Genomic DNA, 21,376 nt, shown 5'->3' with positions numbered 1-21,376 from the left:
TCAATACATTGCCGCTAAAACAATTCTCAGGTTCAGACCAGGTTAACGGTCTTTAGTTGCACATGTATGACAGAACATCACACCGGGCGGGTACCCCGTTCAATAATCACCCCAACCCGGCTGGCATGTGCAACAGCGCCCGGTTTGCTGACCTTAATACGGACCCACGGGGAATTGAAGCGCTGGAGTAATATTTCAGATATTTCCTCTGCAACCCGCTCCACCAAAGCGAAGCGATTGGGCTCCACGTGCTGGATGATGGCTTCACTGATATCGGCATAGCTCAGACAGTCGTTCACATCGTCACTGGCGGCCGCCTGGCGGTTGTCCCAGCCCATTTCGATATCGAACACCAGCTTCTGGCGAATGTTTTGTTCCCAGTCATAAACGCCAATGGTGGTGATTACGGTAAGCTCTTCTATAAATACGATATCCATCACGTCATTCTCTGTTTTTGGCCTTGCCGGATACCACTTCCAGCGGAATATGCGTATTATCCATGTATGTTGCGAGTAAAACGACCCTTATTAAACGGAACCGCGTTATGAGTGCTACCGCGCTTGGCATGATTATCTTCGCGTATCTGTGTGGCTCAGTTTCCAGTGCGATCCTGGTTTGTCGGATCGCCAGGCTACCCGATCCGCGTGAACATGGCTCAGGGAATCCAGGGGCTACCAACGTCCTGCGCATCGGCGGTCGCTTAGCGGCGGCGGCGGTGCTGGTTTTCGATATTCTCAAAGGAATGCTGCCGGTCTGGCTGGCGTACAAACTTAATGTCCCGCCGCTGTACCTGGGGCTGACGGCGATCGCCGCCTGCGTCGGGCATATCTACCCGGTGTTCTTCCATTTCCGCGGCGGCAAAGGCGTGGCGACGGCGTTTGGTGCCATAGCGCCGATAGGCTGGGATCTTACCGGCCTGATGACCGGCACCTGGCTGCTAACCGTGTTACTCAGCGGTTACTCCTCGCTGGGCGCGATTATCAGTGCGCTGATTGCCCCTTTCTACGTTTGGTGGTTCAAACCGCAGTTCACCTTCCCGGTAGCCATGCTGTCATGCCTGATCCTGATGCGGCACCACGACAACATTCAGCGCCTTTGGCGTGGTCAGGAAGGGAAAATTTGGGGCAAGTTTCGCAAGAAAAAGCCCGATGCGGTTGAGCAGGAAGAAAAAAAGAAGACTGATTAAAGCAGGTCACGCTGCCCCGACTTAGCCCGGGTTCTGTTCTCTACAGTTCCCGGGCTATTTAGATCCCATCTTTGTCGCCGTAAATATCCTGTTTCCCCTACCTGCGCCGCAATAATATTTATCGTTCAAAATCGCATGAATTGCCAAATCGCCCCATCGCTAATGATTATCATTAGCGACAATTAAATATTGTCATTCCCACGAAACGGATCATCAATACAATGCCTATGAAGACTATTCGGCGCCTGATAAAAAAACAGCCTAACCTTTTTATGCTGCTGGCAGGAATATGTACCAGTTCATTGGCTTATGCCGCAGGAGAAAACGAAAATGTCATTACCGTTTACGGCGAGGGAAATACGGCAGAGGAAGCAATAGGTTCCAATGGAACTTATGCTGCCAAACAAAGCGTTACCGCGACAAAAACCAGCACGCCCTTAATAAAAACCCCTCAATCCATTTCCGTCATTACGGAAGAGGAATTACAAACCAAACGCCCCGCCACCATTAAAAATGCGCTTAACTATACGCCTGGCGTAATGACCGGTAACAGCGGCAGTTCAAGCATATTTGATAGCGTGATGATCCGGGGATTCAATAATGTCAGCCAGAATATTTATCTGGATGGTTTGAAATTACAGGGGGATATGTATGCTGACAGCAAAGTGGATCCCTATTTTTTACAACGAGTAGAAGTTTTGCGCGGCCCGGCTTCGGTGCTGTACGGTAAAAGTAACCCCGGCGGCGTTATTTCCAGCGTCAGCAAGCGTCCACAAACCCAGCCATTACATGAATTACAACTGCAGGCCGGCAATCATCATGAATGGAAAACCCAATTCGATTTCAGCGACGCTATTGATGATGATGAAGAATTGGCTTACCGCTTAACCGGTAATTATTACGAAGCGCACAGCCAGCAAAAAGGCGAGCGGGAAAAACGCTATGCCATCGCGCCTTCGCTGCTTTGGCAGCCGTCGGATAAAACCTCGTTGTTATTCCAACTGTCGTTGCAAAACGAACCCCGTACCGGTTATTACGGCTGGCTGCCGAGCGAAGGAACCCTGACCTCCGGTGAATTCGGCAAATTGTCCCCTTCATTTAACGAAGGCGAGGCCGGTTATAACCGCTTCGAACGCCAGCAGCGTACGGTGGGCTATCAGCTTGATCATGCTTTCAACGAGACCTGGTCCTTCCATCAGGCCGTCCGCTATCAACATACCAAGGTCAACTGGCGCAGTATCTATGGCAACGGCCTCTGTAACCCCATGACCTGCATGGGAGTTGCCCCGCAGCAGTACGGCACCACCTTGTCGCGCGCCACGATGGTCAGCGACGAGAGATTGAATGGGTTAACCACGGATACGCGGCTGGAAGGGAAACTGAGCGCCGGTGACTGGCGCCACACCCTGTTGATGGGGATCGATTATTCGCAGCTGCGTAACGATCTGCAAAATAAAATGGGCTCTGCCGCACCGCTCAGCCTGGTGGATCCGCAGTATGGCAACCATGATGTGCTCTACTTTGGCGACACTCACACGATTAACAAAAACCACCAGTTGGGGACTTATCTGCAGGATCAGGCCGAATGGCAGAACTGGGTATTCACTCTGGGCGGACGCTTTGATCACAGCGTCGTAGAAACCCGCGAAAGCAGTAATATGACCGGCGAAAAATCATCATCCAGTATCACGGATAATGAATTCACCTGGCGTGGCGGTATCAATTACGTCTTCAATAACGGCATCGCGCCTTACTTCAGCTATAGCGAATCTTTTGAACCAAATAGCGGAAACAGTTTATCCGGTCAGGCATTTAAACCTTCTCGCGGCAAGCAATATGAAGCAGGGATTAAATTTATTCCTGATAATGCGCCAATCTCAGCCTCTATTGCCGCATTCCAGCTGACCAAAGACAATAATTTACGGCGTGATGCCCTTAACCCTTATTACAATGTGCAAGAAGGCAAGATCCGATCCCGTGGGATTGAAATTGAAGGCAAAGCCGCACTTACCTATAACCTTAATCTGATCGCAAGTTATACCTATACCGATGCCGAATTCCGCGATAACTCGATCAACAATGGTCATACTCCCGCCATGGTACCTAAACATATGGCCAGCCTGTGGACCGATTACACCTTTAATCAGGGTTGGCTAAATGGGCTTACCGCCGGCGGTGGTGCACGTTATGTTTCCAGCACCCCTGGCGATGACGGTAATAACTTTAAAGTTCCAAGCTATACGGTTTTCGATACCGCTATAAAATATCAGCTGGATAATATCCCTGGTCTGGAAAATGCGGAGATCGCTTTAAACGTGAACAATCTTTTTGACAAGCACTATGTTTCATCCTGCTTCACCAATAATACTTGTTCATGGGGTGCAGAACGGCAGATCCTCACCACCTTAACGCTTCATTGGTAATAACAACCTAATTACAGAATGATTCTTTTTCACTTACATTGAGCCCTTTGTCGTGCCTTAGCCATGGCGGTTAATTTCGCCTTTTTATTTCTTGGCCAACCCTGGCCAAGAACCCTTATTTATATTCCTCTGGGGAGTTATTATGAGTAGTCACCAATCGGGGGCCGGTAAACCTGGTCCTATCGGGCTACTGCTGCGGCCTATACGTGGAAGTCTTATTTTCGCCGGGGTGCTGGCAGCTATTGGCACAATATTCACGCTAGTGCCGTTGGCGGGCATTGCCCATATTGCCGTTATTGCTTTGGGTCATCAGGAACAAAGCTCAACCATGGCCCTGTTCCTGGCATCGGGTGGGATCGGAGACAGCGTCGTCATCTGCCTGATCAGTCTGTTTGTTGGCTTAATCATCGTCACTCTGGCCGAAGTGCTCGCGCACCTGGCCGATAACCGCATTACCCACGGCCTGCGCATTACAGCAGCCCGACGCCTGGCGCAGGTGCCTTTGGGGTGGTTTAGCGATCGCGCTTCAGGCGAAGTGAAACAGGCGATGCAGGACGATATTGGCACGCTGCACGATCTTACCGCCCACTTTTTCACCACCCTGGGGCGCACTATCGGCGCGATGCTGATCTCGGTTATCTACATGTTCGTTATGGACTGGCGGATGGCGATCGTTTCGATTATCCCTTTCTTCCTGTTCTTCTTCATTTTCGGCGCGGCTCAGAAAGCCGGCGCGCCCCATATGGGCGAATTTGTTAAAGGGTTAGGCCGTATCAATAATGCCGTAGCCGAATTCGTTAACGGCATCCCGGTGATCAAAACGTTCAGCGGCGGCGGCAAGGCGCACAGCAGTTACCGCAAGGCGATCGCCTCCTTTACCCAAATATTCACCCGAACCATGAGCCCGGTGATTAAGACTATCGCGTTGGCGAATGCCATCGTTGCGCCGGTTACCGTGTTGGGCGTGGTGCTGGTTTTCGGTACCCTGTTTGTGGCACTGGGCTGGCTCGAACCGCTTAACGTATTGCCGTTCGCGCTGGTCGCACCGGGCATTTCCGCCCCGCTGCTGTTAATGGGCTTTATTACCCACGGTCTGCGCAATGCCACCGGAGCGGCGGAACGCATCCAGTCTCTGCTGGATACGCCGATCCTCACGCAGCCGAAGGTTCAGCCAACGCTGAAAGATGCAGAGATCCGTTTCGAGCAAATGGGGTATGCCTACAATAGCGACAGTCACGTGCTGGCAGACATCAACCTCAGCCTGAAACCCGGTAGCGTAACCGCCATTGTCGGCCCCTCCGGTGCGGGCAAATCCACCCTGGCGCGCTTGCTGTTGCGCTTCTTCGATCCGACCCAGGGGCGCATCACGCTTGGCGGCGTCGATCTGCGCGAACTGAGTTCGACTCAGCTTTATCAGCACATTGGCTTCGTACTGCAGGAAGTGCAGCTGATCCACGCCAGTCTGCGTGAAAACATTGCGCTTGGCCGCCCCAAGGCCAGCCAGCAAGAAATCGAAGCTGCCGCCATTGCCGCCAATATTCATGAGCACATTCTCAGCTTGCCGCGGGGTTATGACTCGGTAGTCGGGGAGGATGCGAAGCTCTCCGGGGGCGAACAACAGCGTGTGAGCATTGCACGTGCCGTGCTGTTGAACCCGCCGATTTTGGTGCTGGATGAAGCCACCGCCGCCGCTGACGCCGAGAATGAATATCTGATTCAGGAAGCCCTTTCCAACTTTGCCAAAAAACGCACGTTGCTGGTGATTGCCCATCGGTTAGACACCATTATGCATGCCGATCATATCGTCGTGCTTGAAGACGGCATGATCCGCGAACAAGGCAGCCATGCTGAATTACTGGCAGGCCAGGGCCGCTATGCGCGCCTGTGGACCGCAGGGGGTTACGAAAACATGACGAAACAGGCGGCTCAACCATGTTAAAAACATTTATGCAGTTGCTGGGCAACGATGCGCCCATATTCCGCCGTTATATCGGCATGGCCATGCTTTACGGCCTGTGTTGCGGCCTGACGGTAACCACCCTGGTCCCTATTGTCGGCTATCTGCTGCAAGGTGAGGTCTACACGGCTGCCGGTTGGCTGATGGCGCTTTTCGCTGGTGTGCTATTGAGCTGGTTGCTGCGCAGACGCGTCGATTTTGCCGGCATGAACGTAGGTTCATCGCTGCTACTGACGGCTCGCCAACGCATTGGCGACCATGTGGCCACCCTGCCTATCGGTTGGTTCACCCCCGATAATACTGCGCGACTCAGTCATGTGGTTTCCCAGGGGATGATGGATGTGGCGCAACTCCCGGCGCACCTTTTTACGCCGATCATTAGCGGTGTCGTCACGCCGTTGGTGCTGGTGATTGCGCTTTGCACCTTGCAGTGGCAAATGGGGCTGCTGGCCCTGGCAGCCCTGCCCTTGATCGCCGGCATTTTCCTGATTTCGGCCCGGCTCGGTACCCAGGCAGATGAAGCCTTTCATCAGGCATCCGCCCACACCAGCCAACGCATGGTGGAATTTGCGCAGGCGCAATCGGTACTGCGCGCCTTCAACGGCGAAGGCGGCGGCACCCGTTTCCTCGAACAGGCCATCGATCGGCAGTATCAGTCAGGCAAGCGGCTTATTTATATCTCTACCGCCTCGGTGGTGCTCAACTCCTGGATGGTGCAGTTAGTGTTCGCCACCTTATTGGTCACCGGAGCGATGCTGCTGAGCCACACTCAGGGAAATCTGCCGGCTATCAGTAGCGCCGTGGGTACGGTGATTGCGCTGATGCTGGTGAGCCGCTTTATCGACCCGTTGCTGGACGTTGCCAGTTATGGCGAAGCCCTGCGAAACGCTCGTGGCCAATTAAATGCCGTCAGCGAGATTTTAGCCATCAAGCCCTTGCCCGAACCGCAGCAGGTGCAACGGCCACAAGACGCTTCGCTGGAACTGCGCGATGTTTCGTTTCGCTATTCGCCAGAACAGGCTGCCGTATTACGCGGAGTCAGTTTTAAGGTTGAACCCGGCACCATGACCGCACTGGTTGGCGCATCCGGTTCGGGTAAAACCAGTTTGATCCGTTTGATTGCCCGTTTCTTTGACGTCACGGGAGGCTCGGTGATGATTGGCGGAGCCGACGTACGCCAGATCCCCAATGAACAATTGACGGATCAGATCAGCCAGATTTTCCAAAATACTTACCTGTTCCAGGGCAGCATTGGCGAAAACATCCGTCTGGGTAAACCGACGGCCAGCGATGAGGAAGTGTTGATGGCCATCGAGCAGGCCGGGGCCACGGAAATCATCGAACGGCTGCCACAGGGGTTGGATACCCCGGTGGGTGAAGGCGGCGCTCGGCTTTCCGGCGGTGAACGTCAGCGTATTTCTATTGCCAGAGCGCTGATTAAAGACGCCCCTGTTCTGCTGGTCGATGAAGCGACTGCTGCACTGGACCCAGAGAATCAGGCGATCATTGCCGACACCCTGGCACGCCTGCGCGGCAAGAAGACGTTGATTGTCATTGCGCACCAGCTGTCGACGGTAGCGATGGCCGATCAAATCCTGGTGCTGCAAGACGGCGAAATTGCTGAACGCGGCACCCATGCCCAGCTTGAAGCCCTGGGGGGGCGCTACGCGCATTTCCTGACCCAACGGCACAGAACCAAAGGCTGGCGTATTGCCTGACCGAAAACTAAAAAGGCTCCCAGCGGGAGCCTTGAGTTTGGCTGCGGCAAGAGCCGACCTGCTCAGACTGCCGGCAGCTCAGCCAGCGGCCAGCGTGGCCGTACCGAAACGCTCAGTTCCGGGTTAGCGCCGCTTTTCAGCCGCACCAGGCCTGCGTAAGCGATCATCGCGCCGTTATCGGTGCAGAACTCCGGCCGGGCATAAAACACCTCACCACCGCGTTTGTGCATCATTTCAGCCAGTTTGGTACGCAGCGTCCGGTTGGCGCTGACGCCGCCGGCCATCACCAGGCGTTTAAACCCGGTCTGCTCCAGCGCGCGTTTGCATTTGATCGCCAGCGTATCCACCACCGCATCTTCAAACGCCCGAGCGATGTCGGCACGCGTTTGATCGTCATTGCCATTGGAACGAATGGTGTTGGCGGCAAAGGTCTTCAGCCCGGAGAAGCTGAAATCCAGCCCCGGACGATCGGTCATTGGGCGCGGGAAGGTGAAACGCCCCGCGGTGCCCTGCTGTGCCATCTTCGACAACATCGGCCCACCGGGATAGTCCAGCCCAAGCAGCTTGGCGGTTTTATCGAAGGCTTCACCGGCCGCATCGTCGACCGACTCACCCAACAGCTCGTACTCGCCAATGCCGGTCACGCTGATCAGCTGAGTATGCCCGCCGGAAACCAGCAGCGCGACAAACGGGAACGCCGGTGGGTTATCTTCCAGCATCGGCGCCAGCAGGTGGCCTTCCATATGATGTACCGGTACCGCCGGCACATCCCAGGCAAACGCCAGTGCACGGCCAATGGTAGCCCCGACCAGCAGCGCCCCCACCAGGCCCGGCCCGGCGGTGTAGGCTACGCCGTCGATATCCGCCGCGGTCAGGTTCGCTTCCTTCAATGCCGCCTGAATCAACGGCACGGTTTTACGCACGTGATCGCGGGAGGCCAGCTCCGGCACCACACCGCCGTAGTCGGCATGCAGCTTCACCTGGCTGTACAATTGATTCGCTAATAAACCGGCCTGATCGTCATACACTGCAATTCCGGTTTCATCGCAGGAGGTTTCTATACCCAGTACTCGCATTACATTTCCCATCATTCACGTGCGGCCGCCAGTTTAGCACAATCAGGCCTGTTTACCGCCAGCGCGACGCATCTTGTCATCCACTTCAGGCTATGTTGATGATTCCAGCCACAAATGCCGATTTGATTAAAAACGAGCATTTTTTCCTGTTTAGTCTATAATCAGCGCCCGATGCAAAATTGCGCATGTTTTACCAGGGTGGCCGCAGGTTTCAATTTGCTGTGGTGCTTTACAAAGCAGCATCCGTTGAAGTAAAATTCCGCACCATTTTGAAATTGCTGGCGCTTGGCCAGCAGCAAACCGAATTTTATTGAGGTGAGAGGCACATGCCTGTAATTAAAGTACGTGAAAACGAGCCATTTGACGTTGCTCTGCGTCGTTTCAAACGCTCTTGCGAGAAAGCAGGCGTTTTAGCTGAAGTTCGTCGTCGTGAGTTCTATGAAAAACCGACTACCGAACGTAAGCGCGCTAAAGCTTCTGCTGTGAAACGTCACGCGAAGAAACTGGCTCGCGAAAACGCACGCCGCACTCGTCTGTATTAATTCTTCGGGGGCAACCCCGCCGCGTGAATTTCTGATTTTAAAAATCGCGCAGACCGAGTAGTTGCATACGAAGGCCGTGCTTTCCGAAAGGAATGCGCGGCTTGTTCTCGTTTATAGGCTAGTAAAGTAAGGGCTTATGGCTGGACGAATTCCGCGTGTATTTATCAATGACTTGCTGGCTCGCACCGACATCGTCGATCTGATCGACGCGCGTGTAAAGCTCAAGAAGCAGGGCAAGAACTATCACGCGTGCTGTCCGTTCCACCACGAAAAAACGCCTTCATTTACGGTTAATGGCGAAAAGCAGTTTTACCACTGTTTTGGTTGTGGTGCGCACGGTAACGCCGTCGACTTTCTGATGAATTACGACAGGCTCGAGTTTGTCGAAACCATCGAAGAGCTGGCAACCATGCACGGACTGGAAGTGCCCTACGAGGCAGGTTCCGGGCCGACGCAAATCGAACGTCATCAGCGTCAAAGCCTGTATCAACTGATGGAACAGCTCAGCGCGTTCTATCAACAGTCGCTGCATCAGTCCTCCGGCACGCCGGCGCGCAATTACTTGCAACAGCGCGGACTGAGTGACGACGTTATCCGCCATTTCGCCATCGGCTTTGCACCTGCCGGTTGGGATAACGCATTAAAGCGTTTTGGTCGCGATGCCGACAGCCGCAGTGCATTGAACGATGCCGGCATGCTGGTGACTAACGATCAAGGACGCTCGTACGATCGTTTCCGTGAGCGCGTAATGTTCCCTATCCGCGACAAGCGCGGACGGGTGATCGCCTTTGGCGGGCGCGTGTTGGGTGACGGCATGCCGAAATACCTGAACTCGCCGGAAACCGAAGTCTTCCACAAGGGTCGTCAGTTGTACGGCCTGTATGAAGCGCAACAGAGCCACCCTACCCCGCAGCGATTGCTGGTAGTGGAAGGCTATATGGACGTGGTGGCGCTGGCGCAATACGGCATCGATTATGCCGTCGCCTCGCTTGGAACCTCGACGACGGCTGAACATATTCAGCTGCTGTTCCGCGCCACCGACAACGTTGTCTGTTGCTATGACGGTGACAGAGCCGGTCGCGAAGCGGCCTGGCGTGCACTGGAAACCGCGCTGCCCTATCTCAATGACGGGCGTCAGCTGCGGTTTATGTTTTTGCCCGACGGCGAAGACCCGGACACATTGGTCCGCAAGGAAGGCAAAGAGGCCTTCGAACAGCGAATGGAGCTGGCGCAGCCGCTTTCCACTTTCCTGTTTGAAACTTTGATGCCACAGGTAGATCTGAGCAGCCCGGACGGCCGCGCCAAGCTGAGCACGCTGGCACTGCCGCTGATTACTCAGGTGCCGGGCGAAACGTTGCGTTTGTACCTGCGTCAACAGCTCGGCAGCAAGCTCGGCCTGCTGGATGACAGCCAGCTCGACAAGCTGATGCCCAAGCAAGCTGAAAATGCGAATACTTATCAGGCGCCCCAGCTAAAACGCACAACCATGCGTATACTGATAGGGTTACTGGTACAAAATCCGCAACTGGCTACACTTATCCCTTCGCTTGAGGGGTTGGAGCAGACCAAACAGGCGGGTTTACCGCTGTTTGTCGAACTGGTGCAGACCTGTTTGGCTCAGCCGGGCCTGACTACCGGCCAGTTGTTGGAGCAATATCGTGACAACAAATTGAGCCAACAGCTTGAAACCTTGGCAACATGGAACCATATGATTGTTGAGGATATGGTTGAACAGACTTTTTTGGATACTTTAGCCAGCCTGTACGACTCGGTACTGGAGCAGCGGCTGGAGACATTGATCGCACAGGCCAGAACGCATGGCCTCAGCCCGGAAGAACGTGAAGAAGTCCGTTCTCTTAATCAGGTGCTGGCGAAGAAAAACTGAATACCAAACGGCTTAAGTGCCGATAAATGCGAGGGCAGAGCCCTGCAATATGCCGCCACAGTGGGCCGCGGCAACAACAAAAACGCCCCAAATGCTATTGTTGGCGGTTTCGCCGACCGACACCAACCCAAATACTCTGAAGTGTGGATACCGTCTTATGGAGCAAAACCCGCAGTCACAGCTAAAGCTACTTGTCACCCGTGGTAAGGAGCAAGGCTATCTGACCTATGCTGAGGTCAATGACCATCTGCCGGAAGATATCGTCGACTCCGACCAGATCGAAGACATCATCCAGATGATTAACGACATGGGCATCCAGGTTCTGGAAGAAGCGCCGGACGCCGACGACCTATTGCTTGCTGAAAACTCAAACAGCACAGACGAAGATGCGGAAGAAGCTGCCGCTCAGGTATTGTCCAGCGTTGAGTCTGAAATTGGCCGTACCACCGACCCGGTGCGCATGTACATGCGCGAAATGGGGACCGTTGAACTGCTGACGCGCGAAGGCGAAATCGACATCGCCAAGCGCATCGAAGACGGCATCAACCAGGTGCAGTGCTCGGTTGCCGAGTACCCGGAAGCCATCACCTATTTGCTGGAGCAGTACGATCGCGTCGAAGCAGGCGAGGCCCGTCTGTCCGATCTGATCACCGGCTTCGTCGATCCTAATGCGGAAGAGGACATCGCCCCTACCGCAACTCACGTGGGTTCTGAGCTGTCTACCGAAGAGCAGAACGACGATGAAGAAGAAGAAGACGAAGACGAAGAAGAAGACGACAACAGCATCGATCCTGAGCTGGCACGTCAGAAATTCGCCGACCTGCGCGATCAGTACGAAGCGACCCGCGTCGTCATCAAAAAGAACGGCCGTAGCCACGCCAGCTCAGCAGAAGAAATTCTGAAGCTGTCTGAAGTGTTCAAGCAGTTCCGTCTGGTGCCGAAACAGTTCGACTTCCTGGTCAACAGCATGCGCACCATGATGGACCGCGTTCGTACTCAAGAACGTATCATCATGAAGCTGTGCGTTGAACAGTGCAAAATGCCGAAGAAAAACTTCGTCACTCTGTTCGCCGGCAACGAAACCAGCACCACTTGGTTCGAAGCGGCACTGGCAATGGCCAAGCCATGGTCAGAGAAGCTGAAAGACGTCGCCGATGACGTGCAGCGCAGCCTGCAGAAACTGCGTCAGATCGAAGAAGAAACCGGCTTGACCATCGAGCAGGTGAAGGACATCAACCGCCGCATGTCCATCGGTGAAGCGAAAGCCCGCCGTGCGAAGAAAGAGATGGTTGAAGCCAACTTGCGTCTGGTTATTTCTATCGCCAAGAAATACACCAACCGCGGCCTGCAGTTCCTGGATCTGATCCAGGAAGGCAATATCGGTCTGATGAAAGCGGTAGACAAGTTTGAATACCGTCGTGGTTATAAGTTCTCGACTTACGCCACCTGGTGGATCCGTCAGGCTATCACCCGCTCTATCGCCGACCAGGCGCGTACCATCCGTATTCCGGTGCATATGATTGAGACCATCAACAAACTCAACCGTATTTCACGCCAGATGCTGCAAGAGATGGGCCGCGAGCCGACGCCGGAAGAGCTGGCTGAACGCATGCTGATGCCGGAAGACAAAATCCGCAAAGTGCTGAAGATCGCCAAAGAGCCGATCTCCATGGAAACGCCGATCGGTGATGATGAAGATTCACACCTGGGCGATTTCATCGAGGATACCACCCTCGAGCTGCCGCTGGATTCTGCTACCTCGGAAAGCCTGCGCTCCGCAACGCACGACGTATTGGCCGGTCTGACCGCCCGTGAAGCGAAAGTGCTGCGTATGCGTTTCGGCATCGATATGAACACTGACCACACGCTGGAAGAAGTGGGTAAACAGTTCGACGTTACCCGTGAGCGTATTCGTCAGATCGAAGCCAAAGCACTGCGTAAACTGCGTCACCCAAGCCGTTCCGAAGTGCTGCGCAGCTTCCTGGACGACTAAGGTTTAGCTGTTCGCAAGAAACCCCGGCTCGCCGGGGTTTTTTATTGCCTAAAACATGCTGTTGCCGCTGGCGGTTTTCTCCGGCACCGGTTGAGTCACGTCCCAGTGCTCCACGATTTTGCCCGCGTCATCAAGACGGAAAATATCGATAATCGCGGCCGTCTTGCCCTTTTCACGCCCGCGGGTCTCTACGTGCAAAATCACATAGTTGCCGTCGACAAACGCCTGTTTGATTTCACTGTGAGAATTGGGAAATCGCGTTTTCAGCAGATCGACAAACTGGCGGAACCCTTCCACGCCATCCTGCGCATTGGGATTATGCTGTTTGTACTCGTCGCCCAGATAGGGCCGCGCCGCCGCAAAATCCTTGTTATTCAGCCCCTGCCGGTAAAACTCCAGCACGTTATTTTTGTTCTTCAACTCCTGCGCACTGTTGCCCGCATGGGCAGCGCCAGTCGCCAACAACAAAGCAACCAGACAACCTTTAATCATCGTTTTCATCTCGCAACTCCCTTTCAGATTATTTCAACGCCAGGAACAGCTCGCGATAACTCTCCGTAAGCTGCTCCAGCGTGGCACGATTCAATCCGCTGGGGTTAGGTAATACCCAAACCTCCGTTTTGCCGATCGTCATCTCCTGACGGCCCCAGGCTGCATTTTTCACCCCGAAGGCGCTGCTGAACGCCTGCTTGCCCAGGATAGCCAATGCGCGCGGCTGGTAACGCAAGATTTTTTCTTTTAACACCTCACCGCCGTTGAGCAACTCATCACGCGTCACTTCACTGGCCGCTACCGTTGGCCGCGCCACCAGCGCAGTGATGCCACAGCCGGTATCCTGCAGCTGTTGCCACTGCTCCGGTGCCAATTGGCGATCGGTAAAGCCGGCCTGATGTACCACCTTCCAGAAGCGGTTGCTGCCGTTGGCAAAAGGGTAGCCTTGATGGGCCGAAGAGAGGCCGGGGTTGATGCCGCAAAATACCACCCGCAGGTTTGGCGCCAGGAGTTCCATAGAGGTAGGGAGTCCATTAAAGGGATTTACAGCGGTTATCGCAAAATCCGCCAGCAATTACAACAGGCTAGAACTGCGCATAAAAGCAACATACAGATGGTTAACAGTAGACCTGCGCCGAAGGATTACCGTATAATCTCGCCGCTTGGCCCCTTAGCTCAGTTGGTTAGAGCACGCGACTCATAATCGCTTGGTCACTGGTTCAAGTCCAGTAGGGGCCACCAAATCTCGCTGTTTTCACAGCCAAAAAAGCCACCTTCCTGAAGGTGGCTTTTTTATTTCTACCCGCCCGCTCGCGTAATCACCCTCCACCGTTCTGTCGCTGATGCGCCAATTGTTCGGCGCGCAACAGAATTTCCTGCAGATCGTCTTCGTCGATGTCAAAGAGTTCGCCCTGCATCAATGCCTCGTGCAGATCGGCGCGGGTGATAGACACCGCGTCAATCGGCAGATTAGCCGGCTTTGCCTCGGTCGGTGCCAAAGGGTGCGGATAGCGTCGCCCGGCCAGGTTATTGAAGACAATCGCCAACAGCGCCAATAACACCGAGTTCAGCAGCACCGGGTACAGCACGAAGCTGTAGCCCAGTTGGTGAATGCCCGGCCCACCGAGAATGGCGGTCAGTGCCACCGCACCACCGGGTGGATGCAGGCAACGCAGTTTGAACATCAAGCCAATCGCCAGCGCGGCCGCCACCCCGCAAGCCAGACCGGGATCGGCAATCAGCAGGCTGGTGCTCACCCCTACCGCCGCGGCCGAGATATTACCGCCTACGATCGACCAGGGTTGTGCCAGCGGGCTGTTCGGTACGCCAAACAGCAGCACCGCGGACGCCCCCATCGGGGCGATAAACCACAGGTTCACCTCGCCCAGAACAAAATGGCTGATCCAGCCGGCGATCATCAGCCCCAGCCCGGCACCGACGCTGGAAAGCAAAATCTCTTTTTTGCCCACCGCCAGCGGGTGCGGCCACAAACGTGCGCACCCTACTCTCAATCTTTCCAACACCTGCATTTTCATGTTACTTCTTGCTGCCAAATTCAACTTAATGGCAACAAATATATCACAACGCCAACCGTCGCCGCTCGCCGCGCTTTTCACCGCCGAAATAACTTTCAGCTAACAGATTGATCTTTAGCCACTCCTCGTCAATTATCAAAGTTCGCATCCCTTTGCCTTGAGGAAAACCCAATGTCTCAGCCGATTGCCGAACTCTATACCGACGCCGAGTTTTTCAGCCCTTATGCCATGTCGGCGTTTGTTACCCTGACGGAAAAAGGCATTCCCTTCACCGTGAAGCCGGTCGATTTATCGCAGGGGAAAAATACTGAGGCGGCCTATGCGGCGTTGTCATTGACGCGCCGGGTGCCTACGCTGGTGTTCGGCGAGTTTCAGCTGTCGGAGTCCTCGGCTATTGATGAATACCTGGATGAGATCCACCCGGCCCATCCGGTGTACCCGCGCGATGTCAAACAACGCGCCAAAGCACGCGAAGTCCAGGCATGGCTACGCAGCGATCTGCTACCACTTCGGGCCGAGCGACCGACAGAGGCGGTGTTCATTAACGGCAAGTTTCCTCCGCTGTCCAACGCCGCACAGGCTGCCGCCAACAAGTTGATTACCGCCGTCGAAAAACTGCTGAGTCACGGCCAGGATAATCTGTTCAGGGAGTGGTGCATTGCCGACACCGATCTGGCCTTGATGCTGAATCGGCTGGTGATACATGGCGATCCGGTGCCGGAAAACCTTCGCCACTATGCGCAGAAACAGTGGCAACGGCCTGCCGTGCAAGCCTGGTTGGCGCTGCCGGAGAAAATGCGCGGGGGATAAAAAATCGGCGGCCACGACGCCGCCGTTCTCAACTGAGAAACAACATCACTTCTTGAGGGAAGGCAAGTCACCATCCAGAGGGCAGATAGCCTAGCAACGACGCAATGGCGTACACCGCGCTGGCCAAATACAGCAACACGATGCTGATCTGCAACAACGGGTGGGTGATCCAGTTACACTGCCAACGCGGTGTCTGATCGCCGTGCTTGCGTGCGCCTCGCAGGATCAACATCGGCATAATCGACAAGATCACCCCGCTGAATACTCCGGCGAAATAGAGCGCGTTAACGAAGGACACCAGCCCACTGTAAGCCAGCGCGAACGGCGGTAAGACCACCAGCATCAGCACGCCGAAACGGCGCAATGGCTGTTCGTCGTTACCCAGTTTGAACTGGTCGAAAATATTGGTCAGGAAGCTGCCGCCCAACCCCCAGTAAGAGGTCAGCATCGCGCACAGGGCAAAGATGTTGGCGGAGAAGAAGGCCCACTGCCCTAACGCCTGGCCCCATGAAATGGTCGCCACGTCAGAGATGCCATTCAGCCCGCTGAGAGCAATCACCGACATCGGCACCGCCGCCAGCAGCACAAAAGTCACGGCCATACCGACCATAATCGCCCTGGGCAGTTGCTCCGGCTTGTCCGAGAAGCCACGCGCCATTTCCGGCACGATGTACTGCGCAGAAAAACAGAACACCACCACGTTAAATACCGGCACCATAAAGCGCCAGTCGCCGTCCAGCAGGTTGCGCATCTGGGTGGTATCTTTGAGCAGCGTAGCCGCCACCAGCGCGGTCAGCATCACCACCATGCCGATACTGATAAACTTTTCCCCACGGCCAATCGCCTTCAGCCCCAGGTACAACACCCCCGCTGCGGGCACGAAAAACAGCAGGCTGCCTATCGCCGGCGAGATGCCAAACAGCGACTGCAACAATTTACCGCTGCCGGTCATATAGGCGGTCAGCGCTCCGACGCTGTTCACGCATACCGAAGCAAACATCAGCCAGGCGCCGAGACCGCCAACATAACGTTTCGCCAGCCCGCTCAATTGCAGATGGGCGCGGGTGCGCAGAGTGGATTCAGCGACGTACAGCATGGTGATGGTGGTCAGGCTGCCGACCAGCACCAGCCAAAACAGCAAGGGTAAGAACCCGGCCTTGCTGGAGGCGTAAGCGATGGACAACACGCCGGCGCCAATGTTGGTGCCGACAATCATCGCCACCCCTTCGAGGAAACTCAGTGATTTGGCGGGTGCAGGCGTTCGCACCCCGGCGGCCAGCGCCGGAGAAACAGAGATGTTTTCAGAAGACATTCAGCATCCTTTGTCTCCCGGCGGCGCAGGCCACCGGGATAGGTTAATTTCCCGGTGGTTAACAGCTCACATCGATACACAGGTATTTCAGCTCCAGATATTCTTCAATCCCGTAACGCGATCCTTCACGTCCGAGTCCTGACTGCTTCACGCCGCCAAACGGTGCGACTTCATTGGAAATCAGTCCGGTATTGATACCGACCATGCCGTATTCCAACGCTTCCGGCACCCGCCACTGGCGTGAAGCGTTCTGCGTAAACAGATAGGCGGCCAGGCCGAATTCGGTATCGTTGGCCATGGCGATGGCTTCCGCCTCGTCATGGAAACGGAACAGCGGCGCCACCGGACCAAAGGTTTCTTCCCTGGCGAAACGCATTTTTTGCGTCACGCCGGTCACCACCGTGGGTTGGAAGAAGGTGCGGCCCAGCGCGTGCGGCTGACCGCCGGTAGCGATCTGCGCGCCCTTGATCAACGCATCGTCAATGTGGCTCTGCACTTTGTCTACCGCATCCTGGTCGATCAACGGGCCCTGAGTGGTGCCCTCCTGACTGCCGTCACCGACCTTCAGTTGCTCGACCGCCGCCACCAGTTTGTCCACCAGGCGGTCATAGATACCGTCCTGCACGTAGATGCGGTTGGCGCAAACGCAGGTCTGGCCGCTGTTGCGGAATTTGGAGGCCATGATGCCTGCCACCGCCGCGTCCAGATTGGCGTCGTCGAAAACGATCACCGGCGCATTGCCGCCCAGTTCCAGCGACAGCTTTTTGATGGTTGGCGCGCACTGCGCCATCAGGATGCGTCCTACCTCGGTCGAACCGGTAAAGCTCAGCTTGCGTACCACCGGGCTGTCGCACAGCACTTTACCTACCTGCGCGGCATCGCCGGTCACCACCTGCAGAACCCCTGCCGGAATACCGGCGTCCTGCGCCAGTTTGCCCAACGCCAGCGCAGTCAGCGGCGTTTGTTCGGCCGGCTTAACGATAATCGCGCAGCCTGCTGCCAGCGCCGGTGCCACCTTGCGGGTGATCATCGCCGCCGGGAAGTTCCACGGCGTGATCGCCGCACACACGCCGATCGGCTGCTTCACCACCACCAAACGCTGCGAGGCCAACGGCGCCTGCAAGACGGCGCCGTCCACCCGCTTGGCCTCTTCGGCAAACCAGGTGATAAATGAGGCGGCGTAGGCCACTTCACCGCGCGCTTCCGCCAGTGACTTGCCCTGCTCTGCGGTCATCAACTGCGCCAGATCTTCCTGGGCCGCCAGCACCTTGTCAGCCCAGGCCAGCATCAGTGCGGAACGTTGTTTGGCCGTCAGTTGCTTCCAGCCTTGCTGCGCGGCCTGTGCCGCGTTAATCGCCTGTTGGGTTTCTTCACCGCTGACCAGTGGAATGCTGGCCAGTTCGATGCCATTCGCCGGGTTGATGACGGCTTCACGTTTGCCGCTCAGCGAATCGCACCACTCGCCGTTAATCAGGCACTGACTGCGCAGCAGCTCGGGGTTATTCAATTTCATTGCCGATCGCTCCTTATTGGGCCAGCGCGCGGGAAAGAATGCCCAGCGCCTTGGTGAACTGGTCTTCAGGAATGGTCAGCGGATACAGGAAGCGGATCACGTTGCCGTTGACGCCGCAGCTCAGCAGCAGCAGGCCTTCTTCCAGCGCTTTCTGCTGCACCTGACGGGTGATCTCGGCAGAAGGTTTACCGGTCTGGGGATCGTTGAACTCCACCGCCACCATCGAACCCTGCGCACGGATATCCGCGATGGCCGGGCTGGTCTGGCGCGCTTGCTGCAGCACTTCCACCAAATGCTGGCCCAGGCGTTGCGAACGTTGGCACAACTGCTCTTCTTCAATCACATCCAGCACGGCCAGCGCCGCCGCCACCGCCAGTGGGTTACCGGCATAGGTGCCGCCCAGCCCGCCCGGTGCCGGGGCATCCATCACCTCTGCACGACCGGCTACGGCCGATAACGGCATACCGCCCGCCAGGCTTTTCGCCATGGTGATCAGATCGGGTTTCACGCTGTAATGATCCATGGCAAACAGCTTGCCGGTACGGGCAAAGCCGGTTTGCACTTCGTCGGCAATCAGCAAAATGCCGTGCTCGTCGCATAGCGTGCGCAGTGCCTGCATAAATTCGGCTGGAGCGACGTTGAAACCGCCCTCACCTTGTACCGGCTCCAGCACGATGGCCGCGACCTGTTTGGGATCGATATCCGCTTTAAAGATACGCTCCAGGCTGTTCATCGCGTCTTCCGTGGTCACGCCGTACAGCGCATTCGGGTACTGGCCGTGGAACACCGACCCGGGGAATGGCCCGAAGCCCAGTTTGTAAGGGGCCACTTTGCCGGTCAGCGCCATGGTCATGTAGGTACGGCCATGGAAGCCACCGCCAAAGGTGATCAGGCCCGGACGGCCAGTGTGGGCGCGGGCAATTTTGACGGCGTTCTCTACCGCTTCCGCACCGGTAGTGAAGAAGGCGGTTTTACATGGACCTTCGATCGGCGCACACTGGTTGATACGCTCAGCCAGTGCAACATAGCTTTCGTAAGGAACAATTTGGTAAGCGGTATGAGTGAAGGCCTTCAGCTGTTTTTCAATGGCGGCGATCACCTTCGGGTGGCGGTGTCCGGTATTCAGCACGGCGATACCAGAGGCGAAATCGATAACTTCATTACCTTCGACGTCCCACAGCGTGGCGTTCTCTGCGCGCTCGGCGTAAAAACCACACATCACACCGACCCCGCGCGGGGTGGCATCCTGACGACGTTGATTCAATTCTGCGTTTTTCATGTTGTTCTCTCCGGTCGGTAGTCGATGCCAGCTAAACGTTTTGTTCACATTCGTGAAACAATGACGTTTATTTACACAGGATGTGGCCCTATAATCGAGAGCCAGTTACGATTAATTGAGGGATCCAATTGCGCTCACTGAGTGGTGACCTGTTATTGCAGCGTCTTGGCGAACAGCCGGATGATAAGCTGCATAAACGGCTATATAATGCGATCCGCACCAGCATTTTGGACGGCAGCCTGCCGCCCTCCAGCCGCCTGCCCGCCTCACGCGATTTGGCGCAGGAGCTCAGCCTTTCCCGCAACACTGTATTAACTGTTTATGAACAACTCCTGGCAGAAGGATATGTTTTGGCGCGCGCCGGAAGCGGCACATTCGTCGCAGAAACCGTGCCGGATAGCTGTTTATCCACTGTCAGCGCACCGGCAGGCAGTGACGGGGAACAGCGGCGCATTGAACTGTCGGCGCGCGGCGCTGCCCTGCTGCACCACGCCAGCGCCAGTCCCAAACAGTGGGGGGCGTTTATCCCCGGCGTGCCTGACGTAAACGCTTTTCCACACCAGTTATTCAGCAAGATCCAGGCGCGCATCAGCCGTCGCCCGGCTCCGCAGCGGCTGACCTACAGCAATCAGGGTGGCAGCCCCGAGCTGCAGCATGCGCTGGTGGACTATCTGCGCGTAGCGCGTTCGGTACGCTGTTCTCCAGAACAAATTCTGATTACCGAGGGCATCCATCAGGCGATAGATCTGGTGACGCGCCTGCTGTGCAATCCGGGCGACGACGCGTGGATTGAAGAGCCGGGCTATTGGGGGATCCGCAATATCCTGCGAATGAACGACGTGAATATCTGCCCGCTGGCGGTGGATGAAGCCGGTATGGTGCTGCCGGAACAGCCCACCGAGGCACCGCGGCTGATCTTCGTTACGCCGTCGCACCAATATCCGTTGGGATCGGTAATGAGCCTGGCGCGTCGACAAGGGTTGCTGGCACTGGCACGCAACGCCGGCAGTTGGATTGTTGAAGATGACTACGACAGCGAGTTTCGCTTTTCCGGCCAGCCGATCCCGGCGCTGCAGGGGTTGGAAGCCGACGCGCCGGTGATCTATATCGGTACCTTCAGTAAAACGCTGTATCCGGCGCTACGGCTGGGTTACGTGGTGTTGCCAAAGCCGCTGATGGCGGCGCTGAAAACCGCCCATGCCGAGCTGTATCGCGGGGGCCACCTGCTGATCCAAACCGCGCTGGCGCAGTTTATTCAGGAAGGTCACTACACCGCACATATCCGCCGTATGCGTTTGCTGTACGCCCGGCGGCGCGCCTTCCTCACCAGTCTTATCGAGCAACATCTGGGCAAACAGGCGTTGAGCGAATTTAACAACAATGCCGGGCTGCACCTGATCCTCAACCTGCCGGACGAGGCGGACGACGTGGCGATTGCCGCCGCAGCCAATACGCGCGGCGTACTGGTGAGGCCGCTGTCCCGTTACTACATGCTGCCCAATCATCGCCGTGGCCTGCTGATGGGCTTTGCCTGCGTACCGGAAGAGCAGATGGCCGCGGCCTTTACCCTGCTGCTGGAATGTATCACCCCCTGAAAACAACAGGCGGCTCCGAAGGCATCCTTGCAAACGGGGGCAAAGATTCATGACATCTAT

At 56.0% G+C, this 21,376-nt stretch carries 17 protein-coding genes and 1 tRNA gene; 10 read left to right on the top strand and 8 right to left on the bottom strand.

All coding sequences use genetic code 11. The annotated features are described in order from the left end of the window. Positions 1-77: 77 nt before the first annotated feature. Positions 78-437, bottom strand: a complete 360-nt coding sequence (gene folB, locus ACGS9J_RS08525) for a bifunctional dihydroneopterin aldolase/7,8-dihydroneopterin epimerase (protein ID WP_006320572.1) — start codon at positions 435-437, stop codon at positions 78-80. A gap of 107 nt (positions 438-544) precedes the next feature. Between folB and plsY the strand changes: the two genes are divergently transcribed. The 4 genes from plsY to ACGS9J_RS08505 all read left to right on the top strand — a co-directional run bounded on the left by plsY (position 545) and on the right by ACGS9J_RS08505 (position 7,284). Then, the gene (plsY, locus tag ACGS9J_RS08520) at positions 545-1,186 is read left to right on the top strand and encodes a glycerol-3-phosphate 1-O-acyltransferase PlsY (RefSeq protein WP_442230502.1); all 642 of its coding nucleotides are present in this window, start codon (positions 545-547) and stop codon (positions 1,184-1,186) included. 221 nt (positions 1,187-1,407) lie between these two features. After that, entirely contained in the window at positions 1,408-3,609 is a 2,202-nt protein-coding gene (fhuA, locus tag ACGS9J_RS08515; protein WP_442230501.1) for a ferrichrome porin FhuA, read from the top strand. A 142-nt stretch (positions 3,610-3,751) separates the two neighbouring features. After that, positions 3,752-5,548: an ABC transporter ATP-binding protein gene (locus tag ACGS9J_RS08510; protein ID WP_442230500.1), complete on the top strand. Its 1,797-nt coding sequence runs from the start codon at positions 3,752-3,754 to the stop codon at positions 5,546-5,548. Then, complete coding sequence (locus tag ACGS9J_RS08505; protein WP_442230499.1) at positions 5,542-7,284, top strand: ABC transporter ATP-binding protein; 1,743 nt, start codon at positions 5,542-5,544, stop codon at positions 7,282-7,284. Before ACGS9J_RS08510 ends, ACGS9J_RS08505 begins: the two co-directional genes overlap by 7 nt. A gap of 62 nt (positions 7,285-7,346) precedes the next feature. Here the strand turns inward: ACGS9J_RS08505 and tsaD are convergent, their stop codons facing one another. Beyond that, positions 7,347-8,360 carry a tRNA (adenosine(37)-N6)-threonylcarbamoyltransferase complex transferase subunit TsaD gene (gene tsaD / locus ACGS9J_RS08500; RefSeq protein WP_442230498.1) on the bottom strand — a complete coding sequence of 338 codons (1,014 nt, stop codon included), beginning with the start codon at positions 8,358-8,360 and terminating at the stop codon, positions 7,347-7,349. 326 nt (positions 8,361-8,686) lie between these two features. On the opposite strand from tsaD, the gene rpsU reads away from it, so the two are divergent. The 3 genes from rpsU (at position 8,687) to rpoD (ending at position 12,780) form a co-directional block, all read left to right on the top strand. Continuing rightward, positions 8,687-8,902 (top strand): 30S ribosomal protein S21, encoded by a 216-nt coding sequence (gene rpsU, locus ACGS9J_RS08495; protein WP_001144069.1) that lies wholly within the window; start codon positions 8,687-8,689, stop codon positions 8,900-8,902. 136 nt (positions 8,903-9,038) lie between these two features. Beyond that, entirely contained in the window at positions 9,039-10,787 is a 1,749-nt protein-coding gene (gene dnaG / locus ACGS9J_RS08490; RefSeq protein WP_442230497.1) for a DNA primase, read from the top strand. 157 nt (positions 10,788-10,944) lie between these two features. Beyond that, on the top strand, positions 10,945-12,780 hold the full coding sequence (gene rpoD / locus ACGS9J_RS08485) for an RNA polymerase sigma factor RpoD (RefSeq protein ID WP_442230496.1): 1,836 nt from the start codon (positions 10,945-10,947) through the stop codon (positions 12,778-12,780). 48 nt (positions 12,781-12,828) lie between these two features. On the opposite strand, the gene ACGS9J_RS08480 is transcribed toward rpoD, so the two are convergent. Beyond that, a complete protein-coding gene (locus ACGS9J_RS08480) occupies positions 12,829-13,272 on the bottom strand; it encodes a nuclear transport factor 2 family protein (RefSeq protein WP_442230622.1) in 444 nt (147 codons plus the stop codon). 28 nt (positions 13,273-13,300) lie between these two features. Continuing rightward, positions 13,301-13,789, bottom strand: coding sequence for a G/U mismatch-specific DNA glycosylase (gene mug / locus ACGS9J_RS08475; protein WP_442230495.1), 489 nt, complete (start codon positions 13,787-13,789; stop codon positions 13,301-13,303). A 147-nt stretch (positions 13,790-13,936) separates the two neighbouring features. Between mug and ACGS9J_RS08470 the strand changes: the two genes are divergently transcribed. Continuing rightward, a tRNA-Ile gene (locus ACGS9J_RS08470) sits at positions 13,937-14,013 on the top strand. 77 nt (positions 14,014-14,090) lie between these two features. Here the strand turns inward: ACGS9J_RS08470 and ACGS9J_RS08465 are convergent. Beyond that, positions 14,091-14,807: an HPP family protein gene (locus ACGS9J_RS08465; RefSeq protein ID WP_442230494.1), complete on the bottom strand. Its 717-nt coding sequence runs from the start codon at positions 14,805-14,807 to the stop codon at positions 14,091-14,093. A 171-nt stretch (positions 14,808-14,978) separates the two neighbouring features. On the opposite strand from ACGS9J_RS08465, the gene yfcF reads away from it, so the two are divergent. Further along, the gene (gene yfcF, locus ACGS9J_RS08460) at positions 14,979-15,617 is read left to right on the top strand and encodes a glutathione transferase (protein WP_442230493.1); all 639 of its coding nucleotides are present in this window, start codon (positions 14,979-14,981) and stop codon (positions 15,615-15,617) included. Between the two features lie 67 nt (positions 15,618-15,684). On the opposite strand, the gene ACGS9J_RS08455 is transcribed toward yfcF, so the two are convergent. Genes ACGS9J_RS08455 through ACGS9J_RS08445 form a run of 3 tightly spaced genes read right to left on the bottom strand, consistent with a single transcriptional unit; the run spans position 15,685 to position 19,721 of the window. Then, the gene (locus ACGS9J_RS08455; protein WP_442230492.1) at positions 15,685-16,929 is read right to left on the bottom strand and encodes an aromatic amino acid transport family protein; all 1,245 of its coding nucleotides are present in this window, start codon (positions 16,927-16,929) and stop codon (positions 15,685-15,687) included. 58 nt (positions 16,930-16,987) lie between these two features. After that, the gene (locus ACGS9J_RS08450; protein ID WP_442230491.1) at positions 16,988-18,442 is read right to left on the bottom strand and encodes an NAD-dependent succinate-semialdehyde dehydrogenase; all 1,455 of its coding nucleotides are present in this window, start codon (positions 18,440-18,442) and stop codon (positions 16,988-16,990) included. Positions 18,443-18,455: 13 nt separating this feature from the next. After that, positions 18,456-19,721: a 4-aminobutyrate--2-oxoglutarate transaminase gene (locus ACGS9J_RS08445; protein WP_442230490.1), complete on the bottom strand. Its 1,266-nt coding sequence runs from the start codon at positions 19,719-19,721 to the stop codon at positions 18,456-18,458. A 128-nt stretch (positions 19,722-19,849) separates the two neighbouring features. On the opposite strand from ACGS9J_RS08445, the gene pdxR reads away from it, so the two are divergent. Then, complete coding sequence (pdxR, locus tag ACGS9J_RS08440) at positions 19,850-21,316, top strand: MocR-like pyridoxine biosynthesis transcription factor PdxR (protein ID WP_442230489.1); 1,467 nt, start codon at positions 19,850-19,852, stop codon at positions 21,314-21,316. Positions 21,317-21,376 lie beyond the last annotated feature (60 nt).

The organism is Serratia quinivorans, from assembly GCF_052113645.1.
Taxonomy (GTDB): Bacteria; Pseudomonadota; Gammaproteobacteria; order Enterobacterales; family Enterobacteriaceae; genus Serratia; species Serratia quinivorans_B.
The sequence above is the reverse complement of the archived record's forward strand: the minus strand, read 5'-3'. Positions and strand labels throughout refer to the sequence as shown.

Bases quoted from the DNA above. Each gene is read 5' to 3' on its own strand.
- tsaD (WP_442230498.1), bottom strand. From the start codon at position 8,360: ATGCGAGTACTGGGTATAGAAACCTCCTGCGATGAAACCGGAATTGCA.
- fhuA (WP_442230501.1), top strand. From the start codon at position 1,408: ATGCCTATGAAGACTATTCGGCGCCTGATAAAAAAACAGCCTAACCTT.
- rpsU (WP_001144069.1), top strand. From the start codon at position 8,687: ATGCCTGTAATTAAAGTACGTGAAAACGAGCCATTTGACGTTGCTCTG.
- ACGS9J_RS08465 (WP_442230494.1), bottom strand. From the start codon at position 14,807: ATGAAAATGCAGGTGTTGGAAAGATTGAGAGTAGGGTGCGCACGTTTG.
- ACGS9J_RS08450 (WP_442230491.1), bottom strand. From the start codon at position 18,442: ATGAAATTGAATAACCCCGAGCTGCTGCGCAGTCAGTGCCTGATTAAC.
- yfcF (WP_442230493.1), top strand. From the start codon at position 14,979: ATGTCTCAGCCGATTGCCGAACTCTATACCGACGCCGAGTTTTTCAGC.
- ACGS9J_RS08445 (WP_442230490.1), bottom strand. From the start codon at position 19,721: ATGAAAAACGCAGAATTGAATCAACGTCGTCAGGATGCCACCCCGCGC.
- mug (WP_442230495.1), bottom strand. From the start codon at position 13,789: ATGGAACTCCTGGCGCCAAACCTGCGGGTGGTATTTTGCGGCATCAAC.
- ACGS9J_RS08505 (WP_442230499.1), top strand. From the start codon at position 5,542: ATGTTAAAAACATTTATGCAGTTGCTGGGCAACGATGCGCCCATATTC.
- rpoD (WP_442230496.1), top strand. From the start codon at position 10,945: ATGGAGCAAAACCCGCAGTCACAGCTAAAGCTACTTGTCACCCGTGGT.
- ACGS9J_RS08510 (WP_442230500.1), top strand. From the start codon at position 3,752: ATGAGTAGTCACCAATCGGGGGCCGGTAAACCTGGTCCTATCGGGCTA.
- ACGS9J_RS08480 (WP_442230622.1), bottom strand. From the start codon at position 13,272: ATGATTAAAGGTTGTCTGGTTGCTTTGTTGTTGGCGACTGGCGCTGCC.
- plsY (WP_442230502.1), top strand. From the start codon at position 545: ATGAGTGCTACCGCGCTTGGCATGATTATCTTCGCGTATCTGTGTGGC.
- folB (WP_006320572.1), bottom strand. From the start codon at position 437: ATGGATATCGTATTTATAGAAGAGCTTACCGTAATCACCACCATTGGC.
- dnaG (WP_442230497.1), top strand. From the start codon at position 9,039: ATGGCTGGACGAATTCCGCGTGTATTTATCAATGACTTGCTGGCTCGC.
- ACGS9J_RS08455 (WP_442230492.1), bottom strand. From the start codon at position 16,929: ATGTCTTCTGAAAACATCTCTGTTTCTCCGGCGCTGGCCGCCGGGGTG.